The following is an 8,845-nucleotide window of genomic DNA, read 5'->3' as shown; positions in this document are numbered from 1 at the left end:
GCAAGGGACAGTGTTATGACAATTCCATGGTCGAGACCGTCTTCAAATCTCTGAAAGCCGGACTGATCTGGCGTTAGAAACGGGCGCCCCGCAGACAAGCAGAAGGAGCAATCTTCCACTACATCAATGATGGGATGGATGCGCCACCCGGCGGCATCGCAATGTGCCAGAATGATAGCAGTTTAAACTGTCATACAAAGGAAGAGCATCCATAGAGAATGTTAGCGTAGTAGGAATTGATTTAGCAAAACGGGGCTTCCAACTGCACGGGGCTTCAAACTGCTCGGGGCTGCCACCGATGGTTCCGTTGTGTTCCGCAAGAAATTGTCGCGGTCTCAGCTTATTGCGTTCCTGAGTAAGCTTCCAAGGTGCGTTGTTGCTATGGAGGCTTGCGCTACGTCCCATTATTGGGGGCGTGAGATTGGCAAGCTCGGTCACGAGGCGCGTCTAATCCCACCTGTTTACGTTAAGCCGTTTGTGAAGCGTCAAAAGAACGATGCAAATGACGCAGAAGCGATCGCGGAGGCGGCATCGCGCCCGACCATGCGCTACGTCTCGGTTAAAAGCGCAGAACAACAGGCGCAGGGCATGGTCTTTCGAACACGCGATTTATGTGTCCGCCAACGCTCCCAGTTGGTAAACGCTTTGCGGGGTCATTTAGCAGAATACGGTGTCGTCGTCGCTCAAGGGATGGTTCAGTTTAGACGCATGATAACCAGCTTTGATGAAGTTGCGCCTGACCTGCCGACTGAAATCTTAGGCCTTTGCCAAGCATACATCGATCAGATCGCTCTTTTTGACGAACGGATTATGGCGCTGGACCACGAGATCAAAGGCCGCGCAAAAACAGATGAAGCACCATCACGGCTTATGACGATCCCCGGAGTTGGGCCTATGTGTGCTACGACCATTCAGGCCTTTGCGCCACCAATGGAAGAATTTTCTAATGGGCGTGAGTTTGCAGCCCGGGTCGCGGGCTTGTACCAAGGCAGAAGTCGACCGGTGGGCGACAAATCCTGGGTAGAACCTCAAAAATGGGGCAGCGCGATATAAGGCGGTTGCTGATCACAGGCGCGTCGTGCGAATGCACGCCTCTGGCGTGATGGCCGTCATCCGTTGGCCATCCGGAAAGGCCCACCACCTGGATCATGGCTTGCCAAGATGCTGGCGCGCAAGCCTCGTATGCTGGTGGCGACTGCATTGGCAAACAAGCTTGCCCGTACTGTTTGGGCGTTAATAACCACAAAAGAGAACGATCGAATTCCACCGCTGGCTGCATAAGCTTTGCACCATGCGTTGGAGTAAACCGGCAATGTGAGAAGGGCGAAGGAGAGTAAGGAACAACGGTCATAAGACGGGGTTGGGAACACCAGATAGAAGCCAGGAGCTTTGTGCTCGCATCAACGATTTGGACCCATCCACGGACACCATACAGGCCAGCGGCGTGTGAAAGCCGCATTCAAAGGCCGGACACACGACTGCACTGATCACATGTTCTGAGCAATCTGAAAAACTTCTTGCATTGAAAGGGGCATCCGCACACGGGTTCCATAATCCGCGACGCCGCCTCTCATGCTTCGGCGGGAAAGGCCCCTTGGCTTTTGAGCGTAAGGCCGCATAAGTGAGTTGAGAGAACGGAACGTAACCGTGACAAGATCATTCGAAGCCTGCTGCTCAGTACCATCACCACCGCATCTTACCGGAATTCGTCCGTTTCAGCCCCGTGATTGATCGCCTCTGTAGCGGTAAATTATAGAAAAGCAGAGGCAACAAACAGTGCCGAGCCCACCTCGGCAATGCCAATAGGCCATACCAATTTCACGGGCCAGTAGCAAATAGCCCGTGGCAACGGCGCGCGGCGATGGCCCAAAAGGGGCTTGAGCCGCGCGCCCCCTCCCGTTCAAATCACGCCAGCATCCGCGAATAACGTTTTTAAATCCATCTCGGGACGCGCGCCAATATGTCCAATCACCTCGAATGCCGCGATATTCCCCATGCGTGCCGCCGTTTGCAGGTCATAACCATTGGTCATCCCCCACAAAAACGCACCCGCGAACAGATCTCCGGCCCCCGTTGCATCAACGATCTGAGTGGCGACTGCAGGCACATGCCAGTGCTCACCACCACACAAAATATGGGCACCGTTTTCGCTATCGGTACAGGCCACGATCGCCACATCCTTCGCCGCAGATTTCATAGCCGCATCAAAGTTATCGGTCTGATACATCGACAAAATCTCGGCTCGATTGGCAAAAAGCAAATCAACATCCGCGGCGATCATCCGGCGAAAGGCATCACGGTGGCGCTCCACACAAAATGCATCCGACAGGGTGATCGAAACACGTCCCCCCGCCCCTTTGCAGGCGGCAATCGCCTTGGCAAAGGCCTGATGGCTTTCCGGCCCGTCAAAGCGGTAACCTTCAAGATAGATCCACTCGGCATTTGCCATCTGGACCTCATCAATATCACTCGGCGTCAGAAATTCCGTCACCCCAAGATAGGTGTTCATCGAACGCTCACCATCCGGCGTAACCAGAATGATGCAGCGCCCGGTCTCTTCCGCCTCGCCTTTGGGGGCTAAGACCGTTTCATAGACCGCCCCTTGGGCGCGCATGTCATGTGCAAAAATCGCCCCTAACTGGTCATCCTTGACCTTGCCGACATAGGCCGTCCGCCCGCCCAGATGCGCGATACCCGCAATCGTATTGGCCGCCGATCCGCCCGAGATTTCCTGCGCCGGTCCGATGCGGCCGTAAAGGTCCACCGCACGCTCCATGTCAATCAACTGCATGATGCCCTTGCCAATACCGTTCTCGGCCAAGAATGCCTCATCGGCATGGGCCAGAACGTCCACCATCGCGTTGCCGATACCGACCACCTGAAACGTCTTCATATTGTCTTATCCTCATAGGGGCAAAGGTCGCGGATGATGCAGTTTCCGCATTTGGGTTTACGCGCGATACAGATATAACGGCCGTGCAAAATCAGCCAATGATGTGCATGCTGTTGAAATTCAGCAGGGATATGATCCTCTATCGCGCGCTCGACGATATCGACAGTCTTACCCGGACAAATGCCGGTGCGGTTGCCGATGCGAAAGATATGAGTGTCCACGGCTTGCGCGGGCACGTGAAACCACATGTTAAGCACCACATTCGCCGTCTTGCGCCCGACCCCTGGCAGCGACTGCAGGGCGGCACGGCTGGACGGCACCTCGCCACCATAGTCGGCCACCAGAATCTCGGCCATTTTGATCACATTCTTGGCCTTGTTTCGGAAAAGACCGATGGTCTTGATCGCCTCGGTCAGCGCCTCCAACCCCAAATCGAGCATCTTTTGCGGGGTGTCCACTTTGGCAAACAGGGGCCGCGTGGCTTTGTTCACGCCCGCATCCGTCGCCTGCGCCGAAAGAGCCACCGCAACCAGCAGCGTATAGGCATTGGTGTGGAAAAGCTCCCCCTTCGGTTCGGGATCAGACGCCTGAAACCGGGTGAAGATCTCTTTGATCGTTTGATAATCAAGCTGTTTTGCCATGCCGAACCCTATGCCTAAAATATGGCGCGGCCGCAAGGCTTGGGCCGGTTTTGTGCAGGAAACGGGTCGTGAAACCAACCCGCTACAGTTAGATTGAGGAAACGGGAGAGACATCATGACCAGCGATCACAAAAGCAGCTATCATTTCAACGTTATGCGCCGTGCGATCGAAGCGATTGATACGCACGACGCCCCACTTCAGCTTGACGCGCTTGCGGCCCAGATGGGGATGAGTGCGGCCCATTTCCAAAGGGTTTTCTCGCAATGGGTCGGTGTTTCGCCCAAGCGGTATCAGCAATATCTGACGCTGGATCATGCCCGCCGTCTTTTGGCGGATCGCTTCACAGTTCTGGAAACCAGCATGGCGGCCAACCTGTCCGGCACCGGCCGTCTGCACGATCTTTTCCTGCGGTGGGAGGCGATGACCCCAGGCGAATATGCCAACGGGGGCGCAGGGCTGACCATCCGCTGGGGTTGGTTTGACAGCCCCTTCGGCCCCGCCTTGGTTATGGGCACTGAAAAGGGAATCTGCGGCATCGGATTCTCTGCCGAGACCACAGAGGCGGCGACAATGGAGGACCTGACCTCCCGCTGGCCGAAAGCCACGTTCCGGCAGGATGACGCGATGCTACGCCCTTGGGTGCAGACCGCCTTTGGGGCAAGCCCAAGCGCGGACAAAGCCCCGATCTACATGATCGGCGCACCATTCCAGATCAAGGTCTGGGAGGCATTGATGCGCATCCCCTCAGGCCATGTCACCAGCTATTCCCAGATCGCTGCCGCAATCGGCCATCCCAAGGCCGTGCGCGCGGTTGGGACGGCCGTGGGGAGAAACCCTGTCAGCTGGCTGATTCCCTGCCACCGTGCCCTGCGCAAATCCGGCGCATTAGGCGGATATCATTGGGGGCTGCCGGTCAAACGCGCGCTGCTGGCGTGGGAAGGCGCACGGGCCGATCACGAATCTGCGGCAAATGACGCCTGACTGGCCAATTTCCGCCGAAGGCTGCGCGGAACCAGATGCAGCATGGCGCGTTGGGGTGTATGAAGGCCTATGTTCCCTTTTACGGGGCCAATAAGATGAGGCATAAAATGACGATCAGAAAACCAATTATCCTGTTGACCCTGTCGGCAATGACGCTTGCGGGCTGTGTCGCCCCGATGGCACCCACAACCGAGGAAAACCGCCGGACCCGCACTGGCGCCACAACCGGCGCGCTGATCGGCGGCGCACTCGGTGCCACCAGTAAGGGCGATAACAAGCTGGCCAAGGCGGCGCTTGGTGCCGGTGTTGGCGCGTTGCTGGGCGGGGCGATCGGATCTCAACTGGATGCGCAAGCCGCAGATCTGCGCAACTCCATCGGCAACGACCGCGTTTCCGTCACCAATACCGGCAGCGAGCTGGTGGTGAACCTGCCGCAGGATATCCTTTTTGCGACCGACAGTGCAACGTTGCGCGGCGATCTGACCCGCGATTTGCAAGCAGTGGCAAGCAGTTTGCTCAGCTATCCCAACACCACGGTGCAGGTGATCGGCCATACCGACAACACCGGTTCCGCCGCCTATAACCAGCAGCTTTCACAGCGCCGTGCCACGGCTGTCGCCTCGACCTTGCAGATGAATGGCGTGCCGGGCGCGCGGATCGTGGCCTTCGGTCGCGGCGAGGACCAGCCTGTCGCGTCCAACCTCTCTGATGCGGGCCGCGCGCAAAACCGCCGCGTCGAAATCATCATTCGTCCTAACTGATTTGATCAGCATGGATGCGGAAAGGGCGGGCTTATCCCCGCCCTTTTTCGTGTTGTGGATAGGGCACAGCGGCCATAAAATCGCGGAACATCTTGTCGGAGGCTGTTATGCCGTTTCAACCCGTCCACGCCGAAAAGCTATCCGCCGCCGTCATTCGCCAGATCGAGCAGCTGATCTTGCGCGGCATCCTGCGCCCGGGCGACCGCCTTCCCCCCGAGCGTGAGCTTGCGGAACGGATGAAGGTGTCGCGCCCCAGTCTGCGTGATGCGATTGCCGATCTACAGGACCGCGGACTTTTGACCAGCCGCCCGGGGTCGGGAATCTTTGTCGCCGAGGTTTTGGGATCGGCTTTTTCCGATGCGCTGATCAAGCTGTTTGCGCGGCATGAGGGCGCCGTTTTTGACTATCTCGCCTTTCGTCGTGACATGGAGGGGTTAGCAGCAGAACGCGCTGCAAAGCTGGGTTCAGATGCCGATTTACAGGTGATTGCTACGATCTTTGCCAAGATGGAGACGGCTCATGCCAAGCGTGCCTCGGCCGATGAGGCCGCGCTGGATGCGGATTTTCACATGGCAATCGTAGAGGCCAGCCATAATGTGATCATGCTGCATATGATGCGCTCGATGTATGATTTGCTCAAGCAAGGCGTCTTTTACAACCGGCAAATGATCTTTCGCAACCGGACGACACGGACCATGCTGCTTGACCAGCATCGCGCCATTAACGAGGGGCTGCAGGCACGTGACCCTGCCACCGCCCGCGCCGCAGTAGCCACACATCTCGATTTTGTCGAAAAGGCTTTGGCCGAACAGTTGAAGGCAGAACGCCATGAGGCGATTGCCCAGCAACGATTGGGCTATGAGCGCAGCCGCACTCCGTAAAATGAAAGAACCCGGCACGAATGCCGGGTTCTAAAGTTCAGATCCAAATACAACGGATCAATGCATTTTTGCGCCAACTTGTTTGATTGCATCATCAACGGATGCAGACAAGGTTTCGGGCGTTGCCTGCTTGGCCAATACATCGCTTGCCGCCGCAATCGCAACTGCAACCGCATGTTCACGCACCGCACGAATGGCACCCGCCTCGGCCGAAGCGATCCGATCCTCGGCGCCGGCAAGACGCCGCGCGATGGAATTGGACAGGTCGACCTTGGCTTGTTCCGCCGCAGCAACCGCTTCTTCCTTGGCAGAGGCAACGATCCGGTCGGATTGCTCCTGCACTTCTTTCTTCTTGCGTTCATAGCTTGCCAAAATGGCCTTGGCCTCTTCGCGCAACGCGCGGGCCTCATCCAGGTCAGCTTTGATCTGATCAGCACGCTTGTCCAAAAGACCGGTCAACATGCCCGGCACGCCGAATTTCAGCAGCACACCGACGAACAAAATAAAGGCAACGGTCACGATAAAGTTCGTATTGCCAAGCGAGAAGAACGGGCCCGAGGCAGCAAAGGCCGGTGTAGCACTGGCGCTTGCCAAAAGGATTAGCTTTTTCATGGCGTTATCCCTTCAAACGCGCGGCCACGGCCGCATTGATAGACCGGGCGTCCGCTTTACCACCCAGAACCGAAACCAGTTCCTTGGCGGTATCTTTGGCCACTTCGGTCACGCTTTCCAACGCTCCTTCACGGATCTCTGCGATCCGCTTTTCAGAGACAGCAGTTTTCGCTTCGATTTCCGCGTCGGCTTTGGCGGTGGCCTTGGCCAGATCCGCTTCAATATCCGCACGCGCCGCGGCGATGATTTTTGAGGCTTCGGCCCGCGCGGCGGCAAGCGCCTTGTTATATGCGGTTTCCGCCTCACTCGCTTGCAGCTTCAACTCTTCGGCAGCGGCCAGATCATTGGTGATCGTGCCACGGCGTTCGGCCAAAACCGCCCCGATACGTGGCACAGCCACACGGGTCACGATCAGGTAGATTGCAACCAAGGACACCAAGAGCCAGAAGATCTGGTTGTCCCATGTTGTAATATCAAGCTGCGGCATGCCGGAGGAGGTTTCGGCCGTGTGGCCCGCCTCGTGGGCTGCTGCTGCAGCGTCAAGCACTTCAGTCGCCATGTCGTTTCTCCAGCATCCTCAAGACTTGGCCGGGCGGGGAGATCCCGTCCGGCCGAAAGGTCACGAAAGCGTGGATCAGACCGCAAACATCAGCAGCAGGGCGATCAGGAACGAGAAGATGCCCAGTGCTTCGGCGAATGCGATGCCGACGAAGAGCGTTGCAGTTTGACCGGCAGCAGCCGAAGGGTTACGCAAAGCGCCTGCAAGGAAGTTCCCTGCAATGTTGCCCACGCCGATACCAGCGCCGCCAAGCCCGAAAGCTGCCAGACCTGCGCCGATGTACTTACCCATTTGTGCGAGTTCGCCTTCCATAGCATTTGCTCCTTATGGAATTAGTAGTTTGGTTTGATTGAGACCTTAGTGGTGCACGTCGCCAACGGCGTCGCGAAGATATACGCAGGTCAGGATGGTAAAGACGTATGCCTGCACGCAGGCCACCAACAGCTCCAGCCCGTAAAGCGCTGTCACTGCACCGATCACGACCGGAGAGGCCACAACCAGCGTTGCAAAGCCGGCGATCACCTTGATCACGGCATGGCCCGCCATAAGGTTACCCGCCAAACGAATGGAGTGGGAAACCGGACGGACGAAATAAGAGATAACCTCGATCACAGCCAGGATCGGACGGATGACCAAAGGCGCCGAAGACACCCAGAACATCCCAAGAAACCCGATGCCATGCTTGACGAAGCCAAGAATAGTCACACCAAGGAACACCAGCATCGCAAGCACGATGGTCACGGCGATATGGCTGGTTGTGGTGAAAGCTGCGGGCAAGAGGCCCAGCAGATTGGAAAACAGGATGAACAGGAACAAGGTCAAGACATAGGGGAAATACTTGACCCCTTCGCGACCAGTAACCTCTTCAACCATGTTATAGACAAAACCGTAGATCAACTCGGCAACCGACTGGCTGCGCGATGGCACGATAGCGCGACGACGGGTGCCGAGCATCAGCATGGCCGCAATGGCAACAACAGCAATCGCCATCCACAACGTCACATTGGTGACCGTATACCAAGCGATATGATCGCCGCCAAACAGCGGTTTCACGATGAACTGGTCCATCGGGTGAATCTGGAAACCGCTTGCGCCTTCCTCAGCCATTGTCGCCCTCGTTCTTTATCGACGTTTCCGCCTGTTGTATGTCATGCTTTGCCTGCATGGTTTGCGCGGTCCGTAACATGGTGCGCACCCCAGCCACAAAGCCGAGCAGCGCAAAAATCACCAGGAAGAGGGGCTGTATGTCAAAGACATAGTCCAGCCCGAACCCGATCGATAGCCCCAGCAACATGCCGGACACCAATTCGAGCACCATCCTCCAAGCCACTTCGCCCTGCGTAAATGCCTTGCCGCCGCCGGACTTCTCTACCCCAGGCTGCCCCTTGATCGCGGCTATTCTGGCCTCAAGAGCCTTCAAGCGCGCGGTATCGGGTTCTTCCGTCATGGTAAAGACGCCCCTTGAACGTTCGCGCCATACCTACGCAGACAAACCGCCCGAGTCAAGCGAGCTTCC

General features: G+C 57.2%; 10 protein-coding genes and 1 pseudogene. 4 read left to right on the top strand and 7 right to left on the bottom strand.

Annotated elements, in window-relative coordinates; all coding sequences use genetic code 11:
- Positions 1–211 precede the first annotated feature (211 nt).
- Positions 212–1,281, top strand: a pseudogene (locus tag AKU94_RS13440) (IS110 family RNA-guided transposase).
- A gap of 619 nt (positions 1,282–1,900) precedes the next feature.
- Here AKU94_RS13440 and AKU94_RS13435 read toward each other — a convergent pair.
- Positions 1,901–2,893, bottom strand: a complete 993-nt coding sequence (locus AKU94_RS13435; RefSeq protein ID WP_050527763.1) for an adenosine kinase — start codon at positions 2,891–2,893, stop codon at positions 1,901–1,903.
- Positions 2,890–3,534, bottom strand: a complete 645-nt coding sequence (nth, locus tag AKU94_RS13430; RefSeq protein ID WP_050527762.1) for an endonuclease III — start codon at positions 3,532–3,534, stop codon at positions 2,890–2,892. The genes AKU94_RS13435 and nth overlap by 4 nt, the downstream gene beginning before the upstream one ends.
- A gap of 115 nt (positions 3,535–3,649) precedes the next feature.
- Between nth and AKU94_RS13425 the strand changes: the two genes are divergently transcribed.
- From AKU94_RS13425 to AKU94_RS13415, 3 genes are all read left to right on the top strand, one after another.
- A complete protein-coding gene (locus AKU94_RS13425) occupies positions 3,650–4,516 on the top strand; it encodes a methylated-DNA--[protein]-cysteine S-methyltransferase (protein WP_050527761.1) in 867 nt (288 codons plus the stop codon).
- Between the two features lie 107 nt (positions 4,517–4,623).
- Positions 4,624–5,277 (top strand): OmpA family protein, encoded by a 654-nt coding sequence (locus AKU94_RS13420; protein ID WP_050527786.1) that lies wholly within the window; start codon positions 4,624–4,626, stop codon positions 5,275–5,277.
- 107 nt (positions 5,278–5,384) lie between these two features.
- The gene (locus AKU94_RS13415) at positions 5,385–6,158 is read left to right on the top strand and encodes a FadR/GntR family transcriptional regulator (RefSeq protein ID WP_050527760.1); all 774 of its coding nucleotides are present in this window, start codon (positions 5,385–5,387) and stop codon (positions 6,156–6,158) included.
- 57 nt (positions 6,159–6,215) lie between these two features.
- Here AKU94_RS13415 and AKU94_RS13410 read toward each other — a convergent pair whose 3' ends face one another.
- From AKU94_RS13410 to AKU94_RS13390, 5 genes are all read right to left on the bottom strand, one after another.
- The gene (locus AKU94_RS13410) at positions 6,216–6,770 is read right to left on the bottom strand and encodes a F0F1 ATP synthase subunit B (protein WP_050527759.1); all 555 of its coding nucleotides are present in this window, start codon (positions 6,768–6,770) and stop codon (positions 6,216–6,218) included.
- A 4-nt stretch (positions 6,771–6,774) separates the two neighbouring features.
- Positions 6,775–7,329 carry a F0F1 ATP synthase subunit B' gene (locus AKU94_RS13405; RefSeq protein ID WP_050527758.1) on the bottom strand — a complete coding sequence of 185 codons (555 nt, stop codon included), beginning with the start codon at positions 7,327–7,329 and terminating at the stop codon, positions 6,775–6,777.
- Between the two features lie 75 nt (positions 7,330–7,404).
- Positions 7,405–7,641 carry a F0F1 ATP synthase subunit C gene (locus tag AKU94_RS13400; RefSeq protein WP_050527757.1) on the bottom strand — a complete coding sequence of 79 codons (237 nt, stop codon included), beginning with the start codon at positions 7,639–7,641 and terminating at the stop codon, positions 7,405–7,407.
- Between the two features lie 45 nt (positions 7,642–7,686).
- On the bottom strand, positions 7,687–8,436 hold the full coding sequence (locus AKU94_RS13395; RefSeq protein WP_050527756.1) for a F0F1 ATP synthase subunit A: 750 nt from the start codon (positions 8,434–8,436) through the stop codon (positions 7,687–7,689).
- Entirely contained in the window at positions 8,429–8,776 is a 348-nt protein-coding gene (locus AKU94_RS13390; protein ID WP_050527755.1) for an AtpZ/AtpI family protein, read from the bottom strand. The genes AKU94_RS13395 and AKU94_RS13390 overlap by 8 nt, the downstream gene beginning before the upstream one ends.
- Positions 8,777–8,845: the final 69 nt, after the last annotated feature.

Origin of the sequence: Pseudorhodobacter aquimaris (assembly GCF_001202025.1) — a bacterium.
GTDB lineage: Bacteria > Pseudomonadota > Alphaproteobacteria > Rhodobacterales > Rhodobacteraceae > Pseudorhodobacter > Pseudorhodobacter aquimaris.
The sequence above is the reverse complement of the archived record's forward strand: the minus strand, read 5'-3'. Positions and strand labels throughout refer to the sequence as shown.

Coding starts and splice junctions, on each gene's coding strand:
- AKU94_RS13415 (WP_050527760.1), top strand. CDS start 5,385: ATGCCGTTTCAACCCGTCCACGCCGAAAAGCTATCCGCCGCCGTCATT.
- nth (WP_050527762.1), bottom strand. CDS start 3,534: ATGGCAAAACAGCTTGATTATCAAACGATCAAAGAGATCTTCACCCGG.
- AKU94_RS13420 (WP_050527786.1), top strand. CDS start 4,624: ATGACGATCAGAAAACCAATTATCCTGTTGACCCTGTCGGCAATGACG.
- AKU94_RS13425 (WP_050527761.1), top strand. CDS start 3,650: ATGACCAGCGATCACAAAAGCAGCTATCATTTCAACGTTATGCGCCGT.
- AKU94_RS13390 (WP_050527755.1), bottom strand. CDS start 8,776: ATGACGGAAGAACCCGATACCGCGCGCTTGAAGGCTCTTGAGGCCAGA.
- AKU94_RS13435 (WP_050527763.1), bottom strand. CDS start 2,893: ATGAAGACGTTTCAGGTGGTCGGTATCGGCAACGCGATGGTGGACGTT.
- AKU94_RS13400 (WP_050527757.1), bottom strand. CDS start 7,641: ATGGAAGGCGAACTCGCACAAATGGGTAAGTACATCGGCGCAGGTCTG.
- AKU94_RS13405 (WP_050527758.1), bottom strand. CDS start 7,329: ATGGCGACTGAAGTGCTTGACGCTGCAGCAGCAGCCCACGAGGCGGGC.
- AKU94_RS13395 (WP_050527756.1), bottom strand. CDS start 8,436: ATGGCTGAGGAAGGCGCAAGCGGTTTCCAGATTCACCCGATGGACCAG.
- AKU94_RS13410 (WP_050527759.1), bottom strand. CDS start 6,770: ATGAAAAAGCTAATCCTTTTGGCAAGCGCCAGTGCTACACCGGCCTTT.